At 39.1% G+C, this 26,508-nt stretch carries 19 protein-coding genes; 15 read left to right on the forward strand and 4 right to left on the reverse strand.

What is annotated here, in order from left to right:
* The 3 genes from A0F92_RS04485 to A0F92_RS04495 all read left to right on the forward strand — a co-directional run.
* Positions 1 to 760: vanadium-dependent haloperoxidase (locus A0F92_RS04485; protein WP_167516809.1), on the forward strand; the 760-nt coding region annotated here is incomplete at its 5' end.
* Between the two features lie 211 nt (positions 761 to 971).
* Positions 972 to 3,101 carry a TonB-dependent receptor family protein gene (locus tag A0F92_RS04490; protein ID WP_167516810.1) on the forward strand — a complete coding sequence of 710 codons (2,130 nt, stop codon included), beginning with the start codon at positions 972 to 974 and terminating at the stop codon, positions 3,099 to 3,101.
* Positions 3,102 to 3,111: 10 nt separating this feature from the next.
* Positions 3,112 to 3,570 carry a hypothetical protein gene (locus tag A0F92_RS04495; RefSeq protein ID WP_253810159.1) on the forward strand — a complete coding sequence of 153 codons (459 nt, stop codon included), beginning with the start codon at positions 3,112 to 3,114 and terminating at the stop codon, positions 3,568 to 3,570.
* Positions 3,571 to 3,604: 34 nt separating this feature from the next.
* Here the strand turns inward: A0F92_RS04495 and A0F92_RS04500 are convergent, their stop codons facing one another.
* From A0F92_RS04500 to A0F92_RS04510, 3 genes are all read right to left on the reverse strand, one after another.
* Positions 3,605 to 5,563 (reverse strand): alpha-amylase family protein, encoded by a 1,959-nt coding sequence (locus A0F92_RS04500; protein ID WP_068242127.1) that lies wholly within the window; start codon positions 5,561 to 5,563, stop codon positions 3,605 to 3,607.
* 29 nt (positions 5,564 to 5,592) lie between these two features.
* Complete coding sequence (locus A0F92_RS04505; RefSeq protein WP_068242128.1) at positions 5,593 to 6,549, reverse strand: carbohydrate kinase family protein; 957 nt, start codon at positions 6,547 to 6,549, stop codon at positions 5,593 to 5,595.
* Positions 6,550 to 6,637: 88 nt separating this feature from the next.
* Positions 6,638 to 7,951 (reverse strand): MFS transporter, encoded by a 1,314-nt coding sequence (locus A0F92_RS04510; protein WP_253810161.1) that lies wholly within the window; start codon positions 7,949 to 7,951, stop codon positions 6,638 to 6,640.
* A gap of 347 nt (positions 7,952 to 8,298) precedes the next feature.
* Between A0F92_RS04510 and A0F92_RS04515 the strand changes: the two genes are divergently transcribed.
* From A0F92_RS04515 to A0F92_RS04555, 9 genes are all read left to right on the forward strand, one after another.
* The gene (locus A0F92_RS04515; protein WP_068242130.1) at positions 8,299 to 11,214 is read left to right on the forward strand and encodes an alpha-amylase family glycosyl hydrolase; all 2,916 of its coding nucleotides are present in this window, start codon (positions 8,299 to 8,301) and stop codon (positions 11,212 to 11,214) included.
* A 41-nt stretch (positions 11,215 to 11,255) separates the two neighbouring features.
* Complete coding sequence (locus tag A0F92_RS04520; protein WP_068242137.1) at positions 11,256 to 14,252, forward strand: SusC/RagA family TonB-linked outer membrane protein; 2,997 nt, start codon at positions 11,256 to 11,258, stop codon at positions 14,250 to 14,252.
* 37 nt (positions 14,253 to 14,289) lie between these two features.
* A complete protein-coding gene (locus A0F92_RS04525) occupies positions 14,290 to 15,906 on the forward strand; it encodes a RagB/SusD family nutrient uptake outer membrane protein (protein ID WP_068242138.1) in 1,617 nt (538 codons plus the stop codon).
* A 137-nt stretch (positions 15,907 to 16,043) separates the two neighbouring features.
* Positions 16,044 to 16,898 (forward strand): SusE domain-containing protein, encoded by an 855-nt coding sequence (locus A0F92_RS04530; protein WP_068242140.1) that lies wholly within the window; start codon positions 16,044 to 16,046, stop codon positions 16,896 to 16,898.
* 63 nt (positions 16,899 to 16,961) lie between these two features.
* Positions 16,962 to 18,338, forward strand: a complete 1,377-nt coding sequence (locus tag A0F92_RS04535) for a SusE domain-containing protein (RefSeq protein ID WP_068242142.1) — start codon at positions 16,962 to 16,964, stop codon at positions 18,336 to 18,338.
* Between the two features lie 159 nt (positions 18,339 to 18,497).
* On the forward strand, positions 18,498 to 19,373 hold the full coding sequence (locus A0F92_RS04540) for a YicC/YloC family endoribonuclease (protein WP_068242144.1): 876 nt from the start codon (positions 18,498 to 18,500) through the stop codon (positions 19,371 to 19,373).
* Positions 19,374 to 19,454: 81 nt separating this feature from the next.
* Positions 19,455 to 19,916, forward strand: coding sequence for a gliding motility lipoprotein GldH (locus A0F92_RS04545; RefSeq protein ID WP_167516811.1), 462 nt, complete (start codon positions 19,455 to 19,457; stop codon positions 19,914 to 19,916).
* The gene (locus tag A0F92_RS04550; RefSeq protein ID WP_068242148.1) at positions 19,913 to 20,896 is read left to right on the forward strand and encodes a sensor histidine kinase; all 984 of its coding nucleotides are present in this window, start codon (positions 19,913 to 19,915) and stop codon (positions 20,894 to 20,896) included. The genes A0F92_RS04545 and A0F92_RS04550 overlap by 4 nt, the downstream gene beginning before the upstream one ends.
* Before the next feature lie 41 nt (positions 20,897 to 20,937).
* On the forward strand, positions 20,938 to 21,645 hold the full coding sequence (locus A0F92_RS04555; protein WP_068242150.1) for a response regulator transcription factor: 708 nt from the start codon (positions 20,938 to 20,940) through the stop codon (positions 21,643 to 21,645).
* On the opposite strand, the gene A0F92_RS04560 is transcribed toward A0F92_RS04555, so the two are convergent.
* Positions 21,629 to 23,422, reverse strand: a complete 1,794-nt coding sequence (locus A0F92_RS04560; RefSeq protein WP_068242156.1) for a BatD family protein — start codon at positions 23,420 to 23,422, stop codon at positions 21,629 to 21,631. The two genes, A0F92_RS04555 and A0F92_RS04560, sit on opposite strands and share 17 nt — an antisense overlap.
* A 76-nt stretch (positions 23,423 to 23,498) precedes the next feature.
* Here A0F92_RS04560 and A0F92_RS04565 point away from each other — a divergent pair, with 76 nt between their 5' ends.
* Genes A0F92_RS04565 through A0F92_RS04575 form a run of 3 tightly spaced genes read left to right on the forward strand, consistent with a single transcriptional unit; the run spans position 23,499 to position 26,383 of the window.
* Positions 23,499 to 24,635, forward strand: a complete 1,137-nt coding sequence (locus A0F92_RS04565; protein ID WP_068242158.1) for a formimidoylglutamase — start codon at positions 23,499 to 23,501, stop codon at positions 24,633 to 24,635.
* Between the two features lie 9 nt (positions 24,636 to 24,644).
* On the forward strand, positions 24,645 to 26,021 hold the full coding sequence (locus tag A0F92_RS04570; RefSeq protein ID WP_068242160.1) for a D-alanyl-D-alanine carboxypeptidase/D-alanyl-D-alanine-endopeptidase: 1,377 nt from the start codon (positions 24,645 to 24,647) through the stop codon (positions 26,019 to 26,021).
* Between the two features lie 47 nt (positions 26,022 to 26,068).
* Positions 26,069 to 26,383, forward strand: a complete 315-nt coding sequence (locus tag A0F92_RS04575; protein ID WP_253810163.1) for a M48 metallopeptidase family protein — start codon at positions 26,069 to 26,071, stop codon at positions 26,381 to 26,383.
* Positions 26,384 to 26,508: the final 125 nt, after the last annotated feature.

The raw sequence follows: 26,508 nt of genomic DNA on the forward strand, positions 1-26,508 counted from the left end.
GGCTAAAGCCGATAATGCCGGTAAAGCCGTAGGCACCTCCACCGACTGGAAAAATTTTGAAACGGTTGCAATGGCTAAAGGTGAGATACCCTGGTATAGCTTAGAATCTCCCAAACGACCACCCATGTTGCCATTGTTTGGAAATGTAACACCATTTTTATTTCCTGCTGCAACGGTACCCTCTTTCCGTCCGGCACCTCCACCTGCTACACATAGCCAGGCTGTTCAAGATGCCGCTGCTATTGTTTATAATAAAATCAAATCGCCCACACGTGAAAATATACAGCATGTTCAATTTTGGGCTGACGGGGTTGGTACATTTACACCTCCGGGCCACTGGGATGCCATTGCAGCGCAGGATTTTATCACCAAGAATTTTAGCGAAGTACGTTGGGCAAGGAATTATGCTTTGTTGAATATGGCATTAATGGATGCAGCCATTGTATGTTGGGATGTAAAATATTATTATTTTAATCCAAGGCCTACACAAATGAATCCTGCCATTAAAACATTAACAGGCATACCTAATTTTCCATCTTATATCTCCGGCCATTCTACATTTAGCGGTGCTGCCGCCACTATTTTGGCACATATTGTACCTGAACAGGCTGGCAAATATTGGGCAATGGCCAATCAGGCTTCCATGTCAAGATTAGAAGGGGGCATACATTATAAAGTAGATTGTGATACCGGATTAGTAGTGGGTAGTAAAGTAGGCAATTATGCTGTTTTGCGTGCAAAACAGGATGGCGCCGAATAAAAATATGTAATGTTTTCGATTAAGTTCATCTAGCCTACCCCTTTGTTTCTACAAGGGGGGATTTTTTAAAAATCAAACTCAATATAAAACATTTTTTTTTGAATGTAATACTATTTTTTAAATGTATTCTGATATGAAATTATTACACGTTGCATTTTTTTGTACACTGTTTTTTCTTTTCAATAATCAACTCTTTGCCCAAGAAAATTTAATGAACAATGATACAATACCCGTAAATGAGTTGCAGGAAGTGATTGTAAGCTCAACCCTTCGCGATTCGGTACAATTTCTGCCCGATCTAAAAGGTGTTGCAGTATTTGCAGGTAAAAAAACCAATCTCATCAGGCTTAATACAACACAAGGCAATCTGGCACAAAATATGGTAAGGCAGGTTTTTGTAAAAGTGCCCGGTTTAACCAGTTGGGATATGGATGGTGCCGGTACACAATTAAACATTGGTTCAAGGGGAACCGATTCGCACCGAAGTATTGAAATGAATATGCGTCAAAATGGGTACATTACCAATAGCGATATTTTTGGTTATCCTGAAAATCATTATACATTACCGTTAGAAGCCGTGCAGGAAATTCAGTTTGTCCGTGGTTCTGCAGCCTTACAGTATGGCAGTCAGTATGGCGGCATGATGAATTTTATCATCAAGCAAGGCGATAGTACCAAACCCATAGCTGTAGAAAGTAACCAAACTGCGGGTAGCAATGGATTTTACAATTCATACAATGCAGTTGGTGGAATAACAGGTAAAATAAATTATTATGCTTATTATGATAACCGGCATGGCAATGGATGGCGCCCTTCGCAGGCATTTAACTATTATGCTTACTATGCCAATATGGAATATCATTTTAATAAAAAAGGAAGTATTGCATTTCAGTTTTCGCGTATGCAGTATGTTCAACAAATTGCAGGTGGATTAACCGATGCACAATTTGCTCAAAATCCAAAACAATCTTTACGTAATCGTAATTTTTTTAATCCGGAAATTAATATTCCTGCCCTTATTTTTAAATATGCTTTCTCACCTAACACCAAATTGCAGGTTATTTCCAATGCGTTGTTTGGGCAACGCAATAGTGTTCAATATATTAATACGCCGAATATTGCGGATACAGTCAATAAACAGTTAGGCACGTATAATCCCCGCCAGGTTGATCGTGATTATTACAGCAGCTTTTCAACTGAAGCCAGATTGCTGCATAGATATACTATTGGTAATGTAAAAAGCACACTGACTGCAGGTTTTCGCTTGTCTACTGAAGTAACAAAAAGAGATCAATTAGGTGTGGGTACTACGGGTAGTAATTTTGATTTGTCATTAATAGCACCTTATGGTACTATGTTGCGCTTTCATACCAATAACGCAGCTGTATTTGCTGAAAATATTTTTCAAATTAACCCAAAGCTTTCTATAACTCCGGGTTTTCGGTATGAGGTAATACAATCAGATTATACTGGTGTTATCAACCATGCTAGTGTACCGGTTTCTTATAATGGGAATAGACATTTTCCTTTGTTTGGAACGGGCCTACAATACCAAACTTCTAAAACCACGCAGTTGTATGCTAATATTTCGGAGGAATACAGACCTTATCTATACTCACAAATTACGCCTGCCGATAGGGTAGATGTAATTGATCCAAATTTGAAAGATAGCAAGGGTTACGATATAAGTTTGGGGTATAGAGGAAGGTTAAAAAATATATTGCAGTTTGATATGGATTTGTTTCGTGTTTACTATGGAAACAGGGTAGGGCTTATTACAAAAAGTGATGCGAGTGGTAACCCTTTTTTGTATACTACCAATATCGGTAATGCGGTTGCTAAAGGTATAGAGGCTTATTGCGAAGTTTCATTGGTGGCACTATGGAATGGTAATAATAAACAAAAAGATATTCGTTTGTTTAACTCATTAGCCTATACCCATGCCCGTTATATCAGTGGTGAATCAAATGCCAACGGCGATAATGTGAATTTAAAAGGCAATACAGTAGAGCATGTGCCACAATGGGTAAATAAAACCGGCCTGTCGTTTTTGTTACATCAGTTCACTACTACAATGCAATATAGTTATACAGATAAATCGTACAACGATGCTTTAAATACAGTTAACAGTGCCAATGGTGTTACAGGTGTAATTCCTTCTTTCGGTTTGTGGGATTGGACATTAGGGTATGCTTTTTTGAAACATTACCAGATAACCGGCGGAATTAATAATCTGTTGAATTTGAGTTATTTCAGTCAGCGTATCACTTTTTATCCTGGCCCCGGCATATTACCGGCTGATGGAAGAACTTTTTATATTTCTTTTTCTGTTAAAATGTAAACCCTTTTTTATGCAACAACAAACTGTATCTTCTGCTACTTATTCTGATGTAAAAATTCCGGCTGTTAAGGTTTTTAATACAATTATCTGGTTTAACCGACTGGCTTTATCCATTGTATTTATTTGGTTTGGTTATTTAAAAATTATACAGGTATCGCCGGCGGAAGCGTTGGTGCAACATTTACACAGCATTACAGTAGTAAGATTTATTTCAATTAATATTTTTTTAATACTATTGGGTAGTGTGGAAGTGGCAGTAGGTATTTTATGGTTGTTTCCTAAATTAACCAAACTGGCATTTGTATGTTTTGGTTTACACATGTTTACTACTTTTCTGCCATTGATTTATTTGCCAGCGGATACCTGGCAACATGCCTTTGTGTTAACACTTACCGGGCAATACATCATTAAAAATATTGTATTGATAGCCAGTGCCATTACCATTTGGTATGCAAAAATCAGCCGCTAAAACCATTTGTGGCTGAGACTATAATTGAAAGCAACTATTGTTTTTCTTCATAAGGTTCTAATAAAAATATATCATATGGGGGTAGTATTAAATATTCATAATCTGCACCAATGGTATACACTTGCTGATTGATATGGTTGAATAATTGTTTTGGAATATGGCCATGTTCTTTAAATGTATACCAAGTTAAGTAGGACGCTTTGTTACTATAATTAAACAATGCGTAAACACGTTGATTGCCATAAGCCCGCATAAAACCGGCAACATGAATATTGTGTGGAGTTAACCAGATGATATTACTGTAATCGCTTAAAACAGGCAATTTTTTGCGAATTTGTAGTAGTTGTTGGGTTTGCGTAAAAATTTGGTGTTCAATACTGCCTGCTGTTTTTCTCTTTTCATTTTTAGTCCAGTCAATTAATGGACGGTGCATCCATCTGTTGTCATAACTTTTGCCCGGATCATGCAGGTAGCTGTAATCATTGGTATACCCCACTTCATCTCCATAAAACAACATGGGCAATCCACCCAAAAAAAAAGTTTGTGCCTGCATCATCAAAATTTTGGCAATTGATTCTTCAATAGCTGCTGCATTCTGATTGGCCAGTGCAGCTTCTAAACCGCACAACGATGCCAATGAACCGCTGATTCGTGCATCCTGTGTTTTAGGATTCACTGAAAACAAAGCACCACGTGCCGGTGATCCTTCTATATTGCCTGAATAATAATTTTTTAAATATCGGCGGTGTTCGTATGGATTAAAACCTGCTTTACGAATACTGTTGTCTTCATACCCCAGTCCAATATCATCGTGGCAACGAGTATACGTTATCCACGATGTGCCAAATGGTTTTTTTACCAAATCTTCCTGTGCTGCCAGCATTACCCGAACATCCTGTGTGGCCAATGCATCCCATTGCAAAGCCATTTGCGTAGCATTGTAGGCAAAATCACATTCATGTGCAATGAATAATCCTGTTCCAAAATATTGCATAATTTTTTTAGGTGCAACAATGGCTTCTCCCAGTAATGCCATGCCGGGGGTGGCTACTTCCACACAACATTTTATCAGTTGCAGCAAGGCATGTGCCTGCGGTAAATTTTGGCAGGTAGTGCCAATTTCTTTCCAGATGAATGCAGGCGCATCAATGCGTAAAATATCTACACCCAAATTGGCATAAAAAAATATATTGTCTAACATCACCATGAACACTTCGGGGTTTCTATAATTCAAATCCCATTGGTATTGATGGAAAACAGTCATTACCCATTTGTTGCATTCAGGCACATACGTAAAATTTCCGGGTGCTGATTCGGGAAAAATTTCCGGCATAGATGCATCATACTGATCGGGTATATGCCGATCGTTGAACATGTAATAAAAATGCTGATATTTTTCATCTCCCTGTTTTGCCTTTTCTGCCCATTCGTGTTTGTGAGAAGTATGATTCAAAACAATATCGAGCATTACATACATTTCCTGTTTTTGCATTTTTTGCTGTAACTGTTGCAAATCTTTCAAAGTACCAAAACGTTCATCTACCTTTCTGAAATTAGATACGGCATATCCGCCATCACTTTCATGCAGCGGACTTTCGAACAATGGCATCAGGTGCAGCACATTCACGCCTAATTCAGTAAAATAATCCAATTTGTTTTGCAAATTTTGCAAGTTGCCGCAAAATCGGTCCACATATAAACTCATTCCTGCCAATTGATTACTTAAAAACCAATGCTCCTGTTGTAATTTTTTGGTATCTCTTTCCAGAAAGGGTTGGGGGCGTTGTTGATAAGCGGTGATGATTAACTGCATCAACTGCTGCCAAATGATATCGCATTGTGGATGTTGCGCATATAACTGCAGATACAATGATTCTATAGCTGTTGCATTGGCAATAAAACGTGCAAAAAATGCACTGTCTTTTTTTGAAATATCTAATGATTGTTGCTGCAGTAGTTCAACAATCTTATTGTGTAAATTTTTTTGATACACTGCCGGTTTAATTTATAGGATGAAAAAATTTAAGCTTTAAAAATATCACTATTCAAATGTTTAAATGCCTCCATCGCGCCCATGTAGGCACAGGTTCTGGCACCGGCCTTATTGGCGTTGATAACAATTTCCTGCCAGTTGTTGATGTTTAGTTGCATCATGTTGTTTTTTTCTACACAGCTTAACTGGTATAATACAGCGCCAACAAACGCGTCGCCTGCACCGGTGGTATCCACCACTTCAATGGGTATGCTGGGTATGGTAATTTGTTGTTTTTGATAGCACAATAACGTACCCTCCTTGCCTAAAGTAATACAGAATACTGCATTTGAAAAATTAGCCAGCCAATTTGCCGCATCGGCAACAGAACTGCAGCCCGATAATAACATGGCTTCTTCATCGCTCACCTTAAAAAAATTGCTTTCTTGTAAAAAGTACAACGATTGATGAATAAAACTTTGTTGTTGTTGCGCAAAAAGCAAATGCCGGTAATTGGGATCAAAACTTACAAAACAATTTTTTGCTTTGGCTTCTTTTAAAAGGGTGCGGTAAGTTTGTTGTAAGGGGCCCGGTAAAAATGCAGTGGCAGACCCAAAGTGCACAATGCCGGTATCGCTAGTAAGCATTCCATGGGTTTCCTGTTCCAGCAAATAGCCATCCGCACCGCGGTTAAAAACAAAGTCACGCTCACCATCTTCTTTTAATGAAACAAATGCAAAAGTGGTAAAATGCTCATTGCTGGTATGCATCCATTGGGTATCTACGCCAAAATGTTGCATGGTATGAATGAGTTGTTGCCCAAAAGGATCATGGCCCACTTTGGCTGCTAATTGTACCCGGCCCCCCAGCGCTGCAATAGCCGCTGCTACGTTGGTAGGTGCTCCACCCGTTTTCTTTAGAAAATGTTTTCCGGCTTCCAAGGTTTTTCCTTTATCGGTACAAATCATATCTATCAATGCTTCTCCTATACAAATAATGGGTTGCATATTTTTTATTTTATGAAGTCAGTTTTTGTTTTTCATGGCATCGCCTGTTGTGTCACTCATCGCAACGTTCCCAACTATGTTGAGCTGTTTAGTGCCCTCCACCCGATGCTGCAGGAACTAATTGATCATGCTCTATTTTTTCTCTTTTTATCAAAGCTGTAGCCACAGCAGCCAGTAATAACAATATTCCCGCAAAGGCTATAGCGTTAGTGGGTTTATCAGACAGTAACCAGTGGTACACAAATCCAAATGTGGTAGTTTGTAAAATCATGGGTATTACAATCATCATATTAATAATGCCCATGTACACCCCATAACGTTCTTTGGGTATACTGCCCACCACCATAATGTAAGGTACTCCCATCATACTGGCCCATGCAATACCAAATCCAATCATTGGTATAAACAATAATTCTTTTTGTGCAATGTGCGGAAAAATGAGCAGGCCAATTCCGGCCATGAGCAAACAAAGTATATGAACATATTTGGCACTGATTTTTTTGGCTAACCATACTAAACCAAATGCAGACAAAAAGGTAACAATATTGTAAAATCCATTTACTTTTCCCGCCCATACAACGGCCTGTTCATACAATTCCTGGTTACCATCTGGGGTGGTATGAAAAACCGATTGGGCAATGCTTAGCGATACAAATTGCCAATAACAAAACATGGCATACCATTGAAATAAGTACACTAATGCCAATAGCCACATAATACGAGGCATATCGCCAATGGCCGAAAATATTTCTTTCATGGAAGCTAAAAAGCCTGATTTTTTTGCCTGCAGTTCGGCTAATTCTTCGGCTGTGGGCGGTATTTCGGGGGTAGTACTAACCGACCATACTACACTTACAATTGAACAAATCGCACCCACAAAAAAAGAACCGAATACCCAATAGGGAATGCCGGAACGCCCATCGCTGGTGGTGCTTTCACCGGTAATGATGTTTTTAAAAAAGCCCAGCGATAAATTAGCCAATGTAATACCAAGGCCTGTAAAGAAACTTTGGGTTAAAAAACCCATTGCTCTTTGTCTCTCGGGTAGTTTATCGGCTATAAAAGCACGATAAGGCTCCATAGCCGTATTATTGGCGGCATCTAAAATCCACAATAAACCGGCTGCCATCCATAAGCTGCGGCTAAAGGGAAAAGCAAATAATGTTAAACTGCAGAAAATAGCACCGATTAAAAAAAATGGTTTTCGTTTACCCCACCGTGGATGCCAGGTTCTGTCGCTAATAGCACCAATTAAGGGCTGAATCAATAATCCCGTCATGGGGCCTGCCAAATTGAGTAAGGGTAATTCCTCCGGTCGGGCATGCAAAAAAGTGTATAAAGGGTTAATGGCAGTTTGCTGTAAACCAAAACTGTACTGGATTCCAAAGAATCCTACGTTCATGTTAATGATTTGCCAGAAACTGAGTTTTGGTTTCGTAAAGGCCATGTTATTGGTTTAATCGTTAGCAGTTGTTGCCTGAAATTACTTTTTACCAAAAGCTTACAAAAAACAAATGGCATTAAAGATAAGAAACACCAAGTTCCAAGTATGATTTAAGTAAAGGCGCAATCGTTTGCTGTTTACATTTTGTAAAAGGCCAATTTTTACTGCTTATCCTCATTTTTTTCAACTTTATCGGAAAAAATCGTTAAAAAAATTTTTCTATTGTGTAAAAAGTACACAAATTTGTGTAGCAATGTGTTTTTCGTACACATTGCCGCAAACGTTTGCAGCTCAACTTGAACCATATGAAAAGACTTCTACTTGCTTGGATATTACTCTTTACCGGTATAGCAGCGGATGCACAACTATTGAGATGGTTGCCTGCTTTTATTCAGGATACCAGTGCTGCTGTTACCATTACCTGTGATGCAACCAAAGGAAACAAGGGATTGTTGAATTACACACCTACTACAGATGTATATGTACATATTGGTGTAATTACTTCTGCAAGCACATCATCATCAGACTGGAAATATGTACCCTTTACCTGGGGCACCACCAACCCTGCTGCCAATGCACCAGCTGCCGGTACCAATTTGTGGCGGTATACCATTACCGGTGGTTTACGATCATTTTTTAATATCACCAATCCTTCTGAAAAGATTCTAAAAATTGCCATTCTTTTTCGAAATGGCAATGGCAGTATTAAACAAACCAATGTCGATGGTTCGGATATGTATATCCCGGTGTATGATAATGGATTGTATGCAAGAATTGATACACCCTTAAAACAACCTACTTATATACCCATCATTGAGCCGGTTACAAAAAATGTGGGTGATGTGTTGAATATCAATGCAAAAGCCAGTCTGCCATCACGCCTTACCATTTATTATAACGGTACTGCCATTGCGCACGATAGCGCTGTTACCCAATTATCTGCCGCACCTACTATTGCTGCAGCGGGTACACAAACCATTATGGCTGAAGCATATAACGGTTCGGTATTTTCGAGAGATACGGTAAGCTTTTTGGTTTCAGGCGGAACAAACTTTGCACCATTGCCTACAGGCGTTACTGATGGTATTAATTATGAACCCGGCGATACATCAGCCACATTAGTATTGTATGCGCCCAAAAAGAATAAAATTATTGTACTGGGCGATTTCAATAATTGGACACCATCTTTAAACTATCAGATGAATGAAACACCGGATAGCTTGCGGTTTTGGATTCGCTTAACCGGTTTAACACCGGGTGTGGAATATGCATATCAATATCAAATAGATGGTAGCTTAACTGTGGCCGATTACAATGCAGAAAAAATATTGGATAAAAATGTAGATCCACAAATACCTTCAACTACTTATCCTAATTTAAAACCATTTCCGGCTAATGCTATAGGTTCAATAGTGAGTGTTTTACAAACTGCTAAACCTGCTTACAACTGGCAGGTAACCAATTTTACCCGGCCCGATAAACGCAATTTGTTGATTTATGAATTGCTGATTCGCGATTTTACTGCTACACAAAACTGGAAGGGATTACAGGATACTTTGAGTTATTTAAAACGCCTCGGTGTGAATGCCGTTGAAGTAATGCCGTTCAATAATTTTGAAGGATACAGCAGTTGGGGCTATAATCCTAATTTTTACTTTGCACCCGATAAAGTGTATGGCACTGAAACAGCGGTGAAACAATTTATAGATGCCTGTCATCAACAAGGCATAGCCGTTATTATGGATATGGTGATGAATCATTCATTCGGCTCTTCGCCCATGGTGCAAATGTATTGGGATCCGGTAAAAAATATTCCTGCTGCCAATAACCCATGGTTTAATCAATACCCCACACATGCTTATAATGTAGGGTATCAGTTCAATCACCAAAGTCAGGCTACCATCGATTTTAGAAATCGCGTTATTACTTACTGGCTTACCAAATATAAAATTGATGGGTTTAGATGGGATTTGGCCAAAGGCTTTACCCAAAAAAACACCTGCGATGCTTTTGGTAACAATTGTAATGTGGCAGCCTGGGGCAATTATGATACCGCCAGAGTAGCCACTTGGAAAAATATTTACGATAAAATCCAATCTGTTTCACAAGGGGCATACTGTATTTTAGAAATGTTTGCCGATAATTCAGAAGAACAGGTAGAAGCCAATTACGGCATGATGATTTGGGGAAATTTAAACAGCAATTTCAATCAGGCTACCATGGGTTATAGCAACCCCTCTTGGGATGTAAGTTATGGTGTATATACCAATCGCGGTTATAGCCAACCCAACCTGATTACGTACATGGAAAGCCATGACGAAGAAAGGCTAATGTATAAAAATGAACAATATGGTAATAGCAATGGAAGTTATGCCATAAAAGATACTGCTACCGGTTTAAAACGCAATGCCATGGCAACCGCATTATGGGCGATGATACCAGGCCCTAAAATGTTGTGGCAGTTTGGTGAACTGGGCTATGATTATAGCATAAATACCTGCCCCAATGGAACGGTAGATGCTACCGGTGGTTGCCGTACCGATCCTAAACCCCTTCGGTGGGATTATTACAGCCAACCCAATCGGTTAGCATTGTATAATGTATATGCACAATTGTTTAAGCTAAGAACCAATCCGGTATACAGTTCAACATTCACGGCTCCTAAAAACATTAGTAATAATTTAGGAAATGCCTTTAAACAGTTAATTGTAACCGGCGATTCATTGAGTGTGGTATTTGTAGGCAATTTTGATGTGAGTCAGCAATCCACTACTGTTACCTTTCCATCTGCAGGTACCTGGTACAGCTATTTATCCTCCAAAACAATTACGGCATCCGGTGGTGCAGATAATATAACCCTACAACCCGGTGAGTACTATGTATACACCAATAAAAATGTAAATAATACGGTAGTAACGGCAGTAACCCCTGTAAGTAACCCAACAGATAATATGCAGTTGCAGGTAATGCCTAATCCTGCAGGAACTTCAGCCACAGTTCAATTTCAAGTGCCCACAAGCGGTGTGGTAAGGTTAGATGTGTTGAATACCGATGGGCAATACATTGCGAATATATGGAATGGATTTAAACCCAAAGGCACTCAAACGCTTTCATTGTATTCAAACGGGTTTAGTAGTGCGGGTATGCCGAATGGTGTGTATTTTTTGGTGATGGAACAAAACGGACAACGAAAAGTGCAACAATTTTTATTAGCGAAATAAATCAACTTTTTTACTTCTTAAAAAACAGAAAACATACAACTATGAATTTAAAACGACTGCTTGTTGCTGTTACGCTGGCCCTGTTTGCCTTTAGTGTGCCTGCGTTAGCCCAAAACAAGGAGGTTACCGGGAAAGTAACCGATGTGAAAGATGGTAGTCCGTTAGCCGGTGTAACTGTTGCCGTAAAAGGCACGCAGATTGCTACCGCAACCGATGCCAATGGTTTATTTAAGTTAAAAGTACCTGCCGATGCCAAAACGCTTACCATTTCAAGCATTGGTTTTGCAACACGTGAGGTACCTGTTGAAGCAGGTGAAATGAGTATCGGTTTGTCGGCTATTAGCACTTCATTAAATGAGGTGGTAGTAATTGGTTATGGTACCAGCCGTAAAAAAGATTTAACCGGTTCGGTAATTAATCTTACCGCAAAAGATTTTAACAAGGGTAGCATTACCACACCCGAACAATTAATTATGGGTAAAGCTGCCGGTGTTCAAATTACCTCAAATGGTGGTGCACCGGGTGCAGGTAGTACCATTCGCATTCGCGGTGGTGCCTCTTTAAATGCCAGTAATGATCCTTTAATTGTAATTGACGGTGTACCCTTGTCGAATAACCAAATTTCCGGACAAGCCAATCCACTTTCTTTAATTAATCCGGATGATATAGCGAGTTTTACGGTGTTGAAAGATGCCTCTGCAACTGCTATTTATGGTGCACGTGGCTCAAATGGCGTTATTATCATCACTACAAAAACCGGCTCAAAAGGCAAACCTAAATTCAGCTTTACCTCACAGTTATCAGTGTATACTCCTACTAAAGAAGTACCGGTGTTAAGCCCTGGCCAGTTTCGCGCTTATGTGAATGCCAATGGTAGTGCTGCACAAAAAGCATTAATGGGTAACGCCAATACCGATTGGCAAAAAGAAATTTACCACACTGCTTTGGGTCAAAATAATGAACTTAGTATGTCGGGCTCTTTAAAAAATATGCCTTACCGAATTTCAGCAGGCTTTTTAAATCAGGATGGTATTTTAAAAACCGATAACTTAAAAAGAACTTCTTTAAGTGTTAATTTAAATCCGCATTTATTCGATAATCATTTAAACATTCAATTAAGTGTGTTAGGTACTTATAGCCAAAGCCGCTTTGCGAACCAGGGCGCTATTGGTGCTGCGGTTAATTTCGATCCAACACAACCTATTTATTCGGGCAGTAATCGTTTTGGCGGATATTGGGAATGGTTAGATCCTACATCCATCAGCGGATTAAAGGGGCTTGCGCCACGTAATCCTTTGGGCTTATTAATGATGCGCAATGATAAAAGTACCGTACAAAGAAGCATTGGTAGTGCACAGTTTGATTATAAAGTACACTTCCTGCCCGACTTACATGCCAAACTGAATTTAAGTTACGATATTTCTCAGGGCGAAGGAACCATTTATGTACCGGATAGTGCTGCTGCCAGCTACAAACGTTTTGTAGATGGTAATGGTAATTACCATAGCGGAATTAACAATCAATACAAACAAACCAATTCTAATACCTTTTTACAGTTTTATCTGAATTATATAAAAGATTTGAAATCAATACGTAGCCGAATTGACGTAATGGGCGGTTATGAGTACAACGATTATTTAACCACCAATTACAATTATGCCGATTATTCTGCCAATGGTGTAAAAGCACCTAACTCAGATCCTACTTATCCTTTCGATAAGCCCGAGAATACCATTATTTCTTATTTCGGCCGATTGAATTATACCTATGCTGATAAATATTTACTAACAGCTACTTTCCGCCGCGATGGTTCTTCCCGCTTTAGTCCGAACAACCGTTGGGGTAATTTCCCTTCTGTAGCTGTTGCCTGGAAAATTAATCAGGAAAACTTCTTGAAAAATGTCAATGCATTGTCCGATTTAAAATTAAGAGCCAGCTACGGTATTACCGGCCAGCAGGATGGTATTGGTAACTACGATTATATTTCTTACTATGGTTTAAGTAATGCAACCGCTCAATATCAATTTGGCAATACCTATTACCAAATGTTCCGTCCGGGTGGTTATTATGCCAATCGTAAATGGGAACAAACTGCTACCAGCAATATTGCATTAGACTATGGTTTTCTTAACAATCGTATTACCGGTAGTATTGAGTACTATTATAGAAAAACCACCAATTTGCTGAACCTGATTAACCAACCTGCAGGTACCAACTTCTCTAACCAAATTGTGGCCAATGTAGGTGATATGGAAAACAAAGGTTTGGAATTTACCATTAATGCCACACCGGTACGAACCAAAGATTTGGAGTGGAATGTAGGTTTTAATATTACTTACAACGAAAACAAAATTACCAAGTTAACCATTTCTGATGATCCAAATTATCCCGGTAACTTATACGGTGGTATTTCAGGAGGAACCGGAAATACTATCTTAATTAACTCAGTAGGTTATCCGCGTGGTTCATTTTATGTATACAAGCAGATTTACGATAAATCAGGCAAACCCATTGAAAATTTATTTGCCGATTTAAACAGAGATGGTATTATTACTGCCAGCGATTTATATCGTTATAAATATGCCGATCCTCGTGTATTCTTAGGGTTTAATACCAATTTGAATTATAAAAAATGGAATGGTGGTTTTTCTATGCGTGCCAACCTGGGTAATTACTTATACAACAATGTGGCATCCAGCACCGGTACCATGAAGAATATCTTAAATCCATTGGGTTATTTGAGTAATGGTTCATCTGATGTGTTAAATACCAACTTTACCGGTAATGGTACCAACTATTACTTATCTGATTATTATGTGCAGAATGCCTCTTTTTTAAGAATGGATAATATTTTCTTAGGTTACAATTTCGGAAAAGTATTTAAAAATACCGTGGGCTTGCGTTTAGGTGCCAGCGTACAGAATGTGTTTGTGATTACCGACTACAAAGGCACTGATCCTGAAATTAACGGTGGTATAGACAACAATTTCTATATCAGGCCCAGAACTTTTGTATTGAACCTGAATTTAGATTTCTAATCCATATTGCATTTGTTACAATTATAAAAAATAATATATGAAAAATAATTTGCTTAAAATAACAGTGGTGGCTACGTTGGCAGCAGGAGTAATGATTTCCTGTACCAAGAAGTTAGACTTAACCCCCACCAATGGTATTACCGCCAATCAGGTGTTTAGTACCGCACAGGGGTATATAGAAGCGGCTGCAAAAGTGTATGGCAGCTTTGCTTTAACCGGTAATCAGGGGCCGGCAGGAAGTGGCGATATTCAGGGAATTGATGAAGGTACTTCCGATTTCTTTCGCTTGTATTGGAATGCCCAGGAGTTGAGTACCGATGAAGCGGTTGTGGCCTGGGGTGATCCGGGTTTACAAGATTTTCATTTAATGAACTGGACATCCAATAACCCCATGTTGCAGGGTTTGTATTATCGTTCTTTTTATCAAATAACCCTATGCAACAACTTCATCAATCAGGCTTCTGATGCGAATCTGGCTGCCAGGGGCATTACCGGAACCGATGCAGATAATATTCGCAGCTTTAGAACAGAGGCACGCTTTTTAAGAGCCTATCAATATAGCGTACTCATGGATTTATTTGGTAATCCACCATTTGCTACCGAGAAAGATGCCATCGGCTCATTTCTGCCCAAACAAATTAAACGAGCTGATTTATTCAACTATGTTGAATCTGAATTAAAAGCCTGCGATTCCAGCTTGCCTGCTCCTAAAACCAACCAATATGGCAGGGCCGATAAAGCAGCAGCTGAGGCTTTATTGGCGCGTATTTATTTGAATGCACAGGTGTATACCGGAACTGCTCGATATACCGATGCAATTGCCTATGCTACTAAAGTAATTAATGCAGGCTATAGTTTAATGTCCGATTATCGTTGGTTAATGCGAGCCGATAATAATTTAAATACCAACGAATTTATTTTTACCATTAATTATGATGGATTAAAAACTCAAAATTATGGTGGTTCTACCTTCCTTTGCCATGGTTCATTAGGCGGCAGCATGAATGCCGGCGATTATGGACTGGATGCAGCCTGGGCCGGTATGCGCACCACTAAAAGTCTGGTGAATTTATTCCCCGATCCCAATGGCAATGCTGACCAAAGAGCTGAGTTTTATACCAATGGTCAGAATTTAGACATCAATTCTCTTACCACTTTTACCGATGGGTATGCCGTACAGAAATTTATCAATAAAACAAGGCCAACTTCGCCGAATGTGTTAACATCGGGTACCAACGGTTCCAATCCAACTTTTGCGGACGTTGATATTCCCTTATTTCGTTTGCCTGAAATGTATTTGATTTATGCTGAAGCGGTATTACGCGGTGGAACAGGTGGCAGCACCACGCAGGCATTAACCTATATCAATCAATTACGTACCCGTGCTTATGGTGGCAGTACAGCAGGCAATATTGGTGCTTCCGATTTAACACTCGATTTTATTCTGGCAGAACGTTCACGTGAATTGTATTGGGAAGGCTTTAGAAGAACAGATTTAATTCGCTATGGCAAGTTTACCACTTCAGCTTATTTATGGCCATGGAAAGGTGGCGTGCCAACTGGAACATCTGTAGGCAATTACAGAAACCTGTATCCATTGCCTTCATCAGATGTATCTTCTAATACCAACTTAACACAAAATCCGGGATATTAATTTTCAGGCTACCGGCCTTTCACAAAATGTCGGCAGCATGCTTAAAATGCAGAAATTTATTTAAAAACATTTATCAAAGGAAACAGCAAACAGCAATAGCATATCCTTTATAAATAAACATTTTAAAATATACAAAAATGAAAACATTACTTGCCAAACTCCTCATCTTCGGTGTAGCCATGGCATTGTTTGCATCTTGTAAAAAAGATGATGCCATTGATACCTTTCAGGGTGGCACTGCTCCGGTGTTAACAGCATCGGTAACAGGTAACATTCCATTGAGTTATGCTACCGCCGGCAATACGGCACTGACATTGAACTGGACTAATCCCAATTATATATTTACATCGGGCATTAGTTCTCAAAATGTATCTTACTTAATTGAAATAGATACAACAGGTTCCAATTTTACCAATCCTAATCGTCAAACAGTATCCGTTAGTCCCGATTTAAGTATAACGTTTACGCAAAGTCAGTTTAACGATTATTTATTAAATCAGTTAGGCCTTGCTGCAGGTGTACAACACAATATTGAAATAAGGGTAACTGCTTCAATCAATTCAGTAAAAGCTACTAACCTTGTTTCTAATGTTTTAAAATTTACTGCTACACCCTATGCCATTCCTCCTAAAGTAGCACCACCCACATCAGGAAAATTATTTTTAATTGGTGGCGATCCTAAATTAAATTCCTGGGGCAATCCGGTACCAACGCCTCAGTTGCAGTTTAAACAGGTAACGCCAACATTATATACCATTACTGTACAAATGTCAGGAGGTGATAATACCAGTCCTAATAACCAATATTTATTTATACCGGTAAATGGCGACTGGTCTCATAAATATGCCACAAAAGCTTCATTAAGTCCTACAGAAACCGGAGGTGGTTTTGGTTATGATTTGAGTGATAATTTTCCCGGCCCCACTGCTGCGGGCACGTATACCATTACCGTTGATTTTCAAAAAGGAAAATATACAGTTGTTAAACAATAACATACGTTCAACTTGCTGAACAGGTTTACTAAACAACAATTGATAATAAGAAAAAATAAATATATGAAACCAATTTTTAAACTCAGCTATCTTTCTTTACTGCTTGCAGTAATTTTTACTGCCTGCGATAAGGTGGGAAGTTTGCCTACTTATAAGCCTGGCACTGTGGTAACATTAAGTGCATCAGCTACTAGCATTGCGCCTGCCATGGCCGATTCCGATAAAGTAGTGCTTACACTGAACTGGACAAATCCCAATTATTCCGTTGATACTTCTAATGTGAAGTTTATTGTTGAAATCGACTCTTCAGGCAGAAATTTTGCCAAAGAAGTTACCCGTGTGGTGAATGTTACCCGCAGCTATTCTTTTACAGCAAAAGATTTGAATAATATTTTGCTGGGCTTTGGCTTTGCATACAATACCAAATATCCAATTGATTTTAGAATTACTTCCTCTTATGCCAATAACAATGAGCAACTGAAATCAAATGTAGTTACGGTTAACTTTACAACATATAAAGTTCCACCCAAAGTAACGCCGCCTGCTTCTAAAACGCTTTTTTTAGTAGGAAGTGCCACAGCAGGAGCATGGAACAATCCTGTACCATTACCTGCACAGCAATTCAAAATGCTCGATTCTGTAACCTACCAGGGTAATTTTTATTTGAATGGTGGCGCTGAATACCTTTTGTTGCCTGTAAATGGCGACTGGAGCAATAAATATTCCGTAGCCGATAAAACTGTTCCCGGATTAAGTGCCGGCGGTAGTTTTGGTGCCAATCTGAGCGATAATATTCCCGGCCCGGCGAATACCGGTATTTATACCATTACGGTTGATTTTCAGCATGGCACTTTTACTGTAGTACCTGTACAGAAATTTGGCTTGTTATGGGTTCCCGGCGATTATCAGGGCTGGACACCGGCTACAGCACCTAACCTCGGTTCTCCTAAAAACGATGGTAATTACGATGGTTACATCAACATTCCTTCCGGAGGTTCCTATCAGTTTAAATTCACAACCGCACCCAATTGGAATAATGTATTGGGCGATGGTGGTGGTGGTACTTTAAGTCCAAGCGGCGGTAACCTTACCGTTCCGGCCGGCGGTTATTACCATATTGTGGCCAATACCAATAACAATACCTGGTCGGCTACAGCAACTACCTGGAGTGTAATTGGTAGTTTTAGTGCCAGTGGCTGGAGCAATGATATTAATTTAACGTATGATGCAGGATCCAATACCTGGTCAGGTACCATTACTGCAGCTGCAGGCGATCAGTTTAAGTTCCGCGCCAATCACGATTGGGGCTTAAATTATGGCGATACCGGTGCCGATGGCAGTTTAGACCCCGGTGGCGATAATATTAATCTGACAGCAGGTACCCATAAAATTATTTTGTATTTAACCGGTGCAGGTTATTATACCTATACCATTCAATAAAATAAAATTACCATTTCTTTTTAAGCCGGGTATGCTACTGCCCGGCTTTTTGATGTATGGATGTTGCCTTCATTTTTGCCTGCAACACCCAAACAAATCGAACCGCGTTGATACATTACAATTAAACATTGCTTACTTTGCAAACACTAAAAAGGTATTATGTTATATTCAATGACCGGTTATGGAAGAACAGAACAAAGTATTGGTGATAAAACATTTATTGTAGAACTCCGCTCCCTGAACGGCAAACAATTCGATTTGCGATTGCAGATGCCTGCCATGTTAAAACCTTTTGAGTTCGATATTCGCAGTATGTTAAGCGAATCGCTGGAAAGAGGAAGTATAGAATGTATCATCAATCTAAAACAAAATGGCGGTGCAAAACCCGTAACCATTAATACCGATTTGTTAAAAGCTTACTATACCTCAGTTGTGCAAATAGCACATGAACTGAATGCAGAGGCAGATCACCTGCTGGCGGCTGTTTTAAGATTACCCGAAGTGGTAGTGAATACTACCGAAGTAATGACTGACGAGGAATGGGTAAGCTTTAAAAAAATATTGGACACCGCCCTGCAACAATTAAAACAACATCGTTTACAGGAAGGTAAGTCTATTGAAAAAGATTTATTGCTGCGCCTGCAGAATATTGAAGCACAGCAAAAACAAATTGCAGCTTTAGAACCTTTACGCCGCGAAAAAATAAGGGAGAACATTGTAAAATTGTTGGAAGAATGGGTAGGAAAAGATAATTATGATGCAAACCGGTTAGAACAGGAACTCATTTACTATATTGAAAAAATTGATATCAGTGAAGAACAGGTTAGGTTGCAAAATCATTGTAACTATTTCCGTTCTATTATCGAAGCCAATGAAAGCAGCAAAGGCAAAAAACTCTCTTTTATATTGCAGGAGTTTGGCAGGGAAATCAATACCACCGGTTCAAAGGCCAATGATGCTGCCATTCAAAAATGTGTGGTATTAATGAAAGATGAATTGGAAAAAGCGAAGGAACAAGTATTGAACGTTTTATAACAAGTAACGTTATTTTTAAATACAACTCAATTTAAGTAGAAATAGCTGCCGGCTGTTTCTCATCAAAATATACCTCAACCCATGAAGCATCGCTACTTCTTTATTGTTATGGTAGTATTGGTAATGACCGCATGTACTACTCTGAATGTATTTGAAAAATCAATTCCTTTCCCCAATCATACCTGGAGCAGTACCGATACCCCTTCTTTTCATTTTAATATTACCGATACCAATGCCTTCTATAATTTGTATGTAGTGTTCAGGCATGAAGATGGCTATCGCTACAAAAACATTTGGCTGCATATTACCGTTCATGATCCCGATTCAACCTATAGCTTCAACAGAGAATTTACCCTTGCCAACAATATGGGCTGGTTGGGTACGGCAATGGATGATATTGTAGACCATCGTATGGCTTTTAATGCGTTACCTGCTAAATTAAAAAAGGGACAATATACATTTACCCTGCAACAATTAATGCGGGAAGATCCGCTGCAACATGTGTTGAATGCAGGAATCAGGATAGAAAAAGTTACACCATGAAGCTAACCTTTAAGCACAGATTAATTATAGTAAGTACCGTGTATTGGGTATTACTGCTCTATATTTTATCTGCTTTGCTTTGGTGGTTTATTGCGCTTAATCATCAAAATGATGCAATGACCTCGCTAAAACTTCAGGAAATTCAAACTTCAGATACCAATTATTTAAACCATGTAGCCAATATTTTACAGGAAAAACAACGCAAAACCGCACAATATATAGGAGAGGGGCTTACCTTTTTAGCGGTGATTATGATTGGTGCTGCATTTGTTTACCGGGCCACACGCCGCCAGATTAAACTATCGCAGCAACAGCAAAATTTTATGATGGCTGTTACGCATGAATTGAAAACCCCTATTGCCGTTGCACAACTTAATTTAGAAACTTTACAAAAAAGAAAATTAGAACCCGCTGTTCAGGAAAAATTATTGAGCAATACCCTGCAGGAAACCAATCGGTTAAATACCCTTTGCAATAATATTTTATTTACAGCACAGTTAGAGGGTGGGGCTTACACAGTCAGTCATCAAAAGCTGAATATGGCAGCACTGGCTGATACTTGTGTAAAAGAAGCCATCAATCGTTTCCCCGGTCGCACTATTCAGGCACACATTCAGGAAAGCTGCTACGTAATGGGTGAACCGTTATTGTTACAGATGCTCATCAATAATTTAATTGAAAATGCACTGAAGTATTCGCCTAAATCAGCACCTGTTTTATTACAATTATCTGCGCATGCACAATATGTTGTATTGGAAATAATAGATGAAGGTGCTGGTATTGCAGAAGAAGAAAAGAAAAAAATATTCCGAAAATTTTACAGAACGGGTAATGAAAATGTGCGGAGCACAAAGGGCACAGGGTTAGGTCTGTACTTGTGTAAAAAAATTGCACAACAACACCACGCTACCATACAGGTATTGGATAATTTGCCCAATGGCTGTATTTTTAAAGTAACATTTCCTTTGTTGGAAGTGTAATTGTTGTAGTTGAAAGTTTATAACAAATCAATATAGAAGAAATGGCAGGAAAAGCAAGTATTTTATTGGCAGATGATGAAGAAAACTTACACGAAGCTTTAAAACTGAATTTAGAGTTAGAAGGTTATACCGTTACCTCTGCCTATAATGGCAGCGAGGCACTGAAAGCTATTGCCAATGAATATTTTGATTTAATTATATTAGATGTAATGATGCCCGAAGTAGATGGCATTAGCGTAGCAGAAACCGTTCGGGTAAATAATAACGAAGTGCCTATTTTAATGTTAAGTGCAAAAAATACAGGAACCGACCGGGTGCTGGGTTTAAAAAAAGGTGCAGATGATTATTTGACCAAACCATTTAATTTGGAAGAATTATTGATACGAATAGAAAAACTGATTGAAAAGAATAAAAAACTGCAGGTAAAAGAAACCATTGGCGAACAATATGATTTTGGAAATAACAAAATTGATTTTAAAGCACAAGAAGCCATTACCTGGAATGGCACAAAAGTAGATTTGAGCAAAAAAGAAGCCATGCTGTTGAAATTACTGATTGAAAACAAAGGGGAAGTGGTATCCCGTGAAAAAATTTTACAGGTAGTTTGGGGTTACAATGTGTACCCCACTACCAGAACCATTGATAATTTTATACTAAACTTCCGGAAATATTTTGAGCAGGATAGTAAAAATCCGAAATACTTTCATTCAGTAAGAGGCTCAGGCTATAAGTTTACGCAGGAGGAATAAATAAAATTTTTAACTGTTCCGCAATATCATATCGATTGGTATTCGCAACCTTTGCATACAGTGCCTGGTTGCATGCCGCTATTAATTCATGTAGCGCTTCTTTTCTTCCGCTTTCCTCTTCTCTTTCTTGTTCTGCCATTGCCATTGCTTTTACTGCCTTAAAAAACAAGTTATCATCGGGTATGGTCAGTAATTCGTAAATGTTGCTTGTTTCAACCGGTTTAGCCGGTGGTGGTACAATTTCATCCATTTTTAAGCCATTCACAATTGCAGGATTTTTGGATGGTTGAGTAGGCAAGATGGTGGCTGGTTCAGACTGTAAAGCAGCTTTTTTTTGCCGGCCATACACGATCCACCAGCCTATGGCTACTATCAAGCCAATGCCGGGAATAATCCATATATATGTTGCATTGGTATTGCCTTGGGTATACAAATCAGGATTGATGAAATTTTTTAAAGCAGGCCCCACCTGAATGGGAATGCTATCTGTTTGAATGGTCTGATATTCACCGGTTTCCGTATCATAAAAATTGTAAGCAATCGCAGGTATAACGGTATTGCCCTGTTGCTTACAGGTAAACGGAATGGTAAAGGTCTTAATGCCCTCGGCAGGATAAGCTAATTTATTGACTTCATTTGTTTCTTCAACAGAAAAATGTGCGGTGTTTTCAGGCCAAAGTATTTGCGGTGCAGTAACAGATGAAAAGTTCCCGGCACCTTTCATTTCAATCACTAATCTATTTACATCATCCGCCGTGTCAGTCTTTTTTTCTACACGTGCATGAATGGTAAAATGGCCAACGGCGCCGGTAAAATGTTCGGGCTTATTACGCAAAGGCAAATCCGTTATGGTAAGCTGCATAGGGGCATTACTGCATAAACTGCTGTATTCCACAGAACCGTTTACCGAATTGTTTTTTAAAGTATAAAAGGTTACCGTGTTTTCAACAGTAGTTGCATTCAGCGTAATGGTTCCTGTGGTTAATGGTATGAGTTGTACTTTTCTGATGATGAAAGTATTGTATAGCTTACCATTCCATTGTTTTTTTTCAGAGTGTAAATCCTGAGTCGTCATTTCATACACTGTGCATCCATTAAATACCGGTTGCTGAATGAGTTTGGCCGAAGTTCGTAGCCGGGAATACAGGGTATAGGTTACCAAAATAGGCTCGCCTACCACGCATTTGTTTTTACTGGCTTCCACCCGCACAAAAATATTTTCCTTCATTTTTTGGGCCGCATCTTCACCCGGAAACAAAATAGCATTGCGTTCTATACCGGTGGTTGCTTCTTCTTCATCGGGTTCAAGAAAACCGCCCGGCATTTGTACACCTGCTTGTGGAGTATGGTGGACAGGTATTTGCTGTTGCACGGTAATGGTGAGTGGCTGGCAATGTAATGTTGTGTTATTAAGATGTAAGTTGGCAGCAGGCAATTGTAGTTTGCCTGTTTTTAATGGCTGTAACAGATAAATAAAACTACTTTCAGAATGATAGGTCCCATTGGCATATATTTGTTGCGTCTGAAAACTGGGGCCGGCAACAATTTGCCAGTTTTTAAAATCAGGTGCTTCCCAATTATTCATCTCTGCTAAACCGGCATAGGTATAACTTACCTGCAGTGTTTCTTTTAATCCGATGGTGGTATAAGCGGTATTGATGTGAAAGTTGCTTTGTGCAAATACAGAAATACCGGGCAGTGTCAATAAACCAACGCGTAAATAATATTTTACCAAATGAAGCATAGGTGCTAAACAAAAATAAAGCCTTACAGCCATGCTTTCAGTAAAATCTGGTTAATATGGGGTTAAAACATATTGCGCAATGATGTATGTTTGTTGAAAATAGTTGCGCATGAATGTTGAAAGTTTGGTTGAATTTTTAGAGCCGGTACCCATTGATGCAATAGCCAATGAACAAACCTATCTGGAATCGCAGATAGGTGGGCAGGTTGATATGCATGTAGCCGATGCAGCTTTTCCTAATATTGATGAAGCCGATGTGGTGTTGGTAGGCTGCAATGATATGCGTGGCGCAGGTATTCATAGCCATACATCAGGTGCCGATGCTATTCGCGAAGCATTTTATCAATTGTTTTACTGGCACAAAGAAATAAAAATTACCGACCTCGGTAATGTAAAACAAGGTGCCACGCTGGCCGATTCGTATGCCGCATTAAAAACAGTAGTGCTTGAGTTAATGGCAAAAGGGAAAAAAGTAATGGTCATCGGTGGCTCACACGACCAAACCTTAGCATTGTACCAGGCCTTTGCCGATATGCAAAAAATTATTGACGTGGTTTGTGTAGATGCGGTGATTGATTTAAATATGGATAGCCCTGCACCTGCCGATCATTTTTTAATACAAATGTTAACGGCCGAACCCAATTTTCTAAAACATTACAACCATCTTGGCTTTCAGAGTTATTTAACGCACCCTAATATGCTGCAAACCATCGATAAATTGCGGTTCGATTGTGTGCGGGTAGGCGTGGTGAAAGAAAATATAGAAGAGGTAGAACCTGCTATTCGTAATGCACAATTGTTCAGCTTCGATATATCGGCTATTCAGCATGCTCATGCCCCGGCCAACCTGTTAACTCCCAATGGTTTTACCGGCGAAGAAGCTTGTAAACTCATGCAATTTGCAGGGATGAGCCATACGGTGCAGGTAATGGGTATTTTTGGTTATAACGTAGAACAAGATACGCATCACCTTACCGCTAAACAAATGGCACACATGTTATGGTATATGTTGGATGGAATGCTGAAAAGCAAGCAGGAAGCCAGGTTTGAAGAAAAAGAACATTTTAATTCTTTTCATTTAGCCTTTGCAGAATTTGATACCGTGTTTATGCAAAGCAAAAAAACCGGCCGTTGGTGGATGCAAACTTTTGATGGTAAATTTATTCCCTGCAGTAAAATGGATTATATCATTGCCTGCACCGATGAAATACCCGAACGTTGGTTACGTTATGCTGAACGCTTATAATATGCAATCATGGAAATAAAAGATGCACTGCTTCAAAGGCTTCAAACATTTTTAACGATTGTTATTGCAATAACATGGTTTAGTTCTTGTATTACCCATAAAAAAATACAGGCTGCACCTGCAAATAATGCAATCATTCCCCAAAATACAATTACTACACAAACGATAGATCCGTTTGATAGTTTGTTAGAAAATCCCGCCCTAAAAGGGGCACAGGTAGGCATTTGTATTGCCAATGCCGATAGTGGTAATTACTTGTTTCAATACCAGGCCGATAAATATTTTATTCCGGCCAGTAATATGAAATTGCTTACCTGCTATGCTGCCATGCAGTATTTAGGGGATAGCTTAACGGCATTACGGTACGTTGATAAAGGTTATGGTACCATTGAAGTAGAACCCAATGGCGACCCTACTTTCTTAATTTCTGATTTTGCTAACCAGCCGGTATATCAGTTTCTAAAGCAACAAAAAAATATTTTGATAACCACCACTAATTGGAAAGACAATGCTTTAGGTGCCGGATGGGCTTGGGATGATTATACAGAAGATTATATGGCCGAACGCTCAGCCATGCCTGTTTACGGCAATGTGGCTACGTTTACCTATGGAAAAGTAGAACCTGCTTATTTTCAAGATAAGGTCATTAATCCCACGCATATCCTTTCTCGTTTCTATGCTATTAAAAGAAACCTATGTAGTAATCACTTTGAAATGATTCCTTCGGGAAGAGAAATGCACAGTGTACAAGTGCCCTTTTTTACGGCTCAAACCGGTTTATTGGAACAGTTGTTAACCGATACCCTGCATGTGCCGGTAACCGAAAGTAATTTTACACTGAGCCGTCTGCCCGATGATGTGCAACGCATCCATTCCCAACCCACCGATTCACTGCTGAAAATAATGATGCATAGAAGCGACAATTTTTTTGCAGAGCAAAGTTTATTGATGGTGAGTAATGAATTATTGGGCGAAATGAATGACAAAAAAATCATCAGTAAATTATTAGAAACTGATTTTGCTACCCTGCCTCAAAAACCCAAATGGATTGATGGCAGCGGCTTAAGCCGTTATAACTTAATTACGCCAGCCGACCTGGTTACTGTTTTACAGAAAATGAAAAGCAGTTTTGGTATGACACGCATCTCGGCTATTTTTCCTTCCGCCAATGCGGGTACGTTAAGTGGGTATTACCAACCATTTTCCGGTAATTTATTTGCCAAAACAGGTACGCTCAGCAACCATTTAGCTATTAGCGGTTATGTAACCACAGCATCTGGTAAACCCATTGTATTTTCAGTATTGGTAAATAATCATGTAAGCAGTGCCACTGCGGTTAGAAGGGCTGTTGAAAATTACCTTACGGCTTTTATTCGCTCCCATTAAAAAAAGAGAGGTATCCTTTTTTTGTCGGGATACTTTTTGCAAAATATTTGCAACATGCACGGACTAAGTTTCATTCGATTGCACAGCCACTAATTGACAAATTCAAAAAACATAAGGTTATGCCAAGTTCTATTGTTTTACGTGACATGCCGACACGTTGGGGAAGTTGTACTGCAAAAGGAAAAATCATATTAAACCCTGAACTGATTAAGGCACCAAAAGGCTGCATTGAATATGTAATTATTCACGAACTCTGTCATTTAATTCATCACGACCACACACAGAAATTTATAGATTTACAAACCAAGGAAATGAAAGACTGGGAAAAGTGGAAAATGAAATTGGAGAAACTATTAGCATGAGAAGCCTACACACAAAAGTATTAAATAATATATACCCTTCCCGAATCAAAACATACAAAATTAAGATTGCTAAAAATGAATGATGAACAAGCTGAATTGTATCAAATTATTGGCAATTTTTTTAG

It is taken from the genome of Hydrotalea flava, assembly GCF_001623405.1.
In the GTDB taxonomy this organism is placed as follows: Bacteria; Bacteroidota; Bacteroidia; order Chitinophagales; family Chitinophagaceae; genus Hydrotalea; species Hydrotalea flava.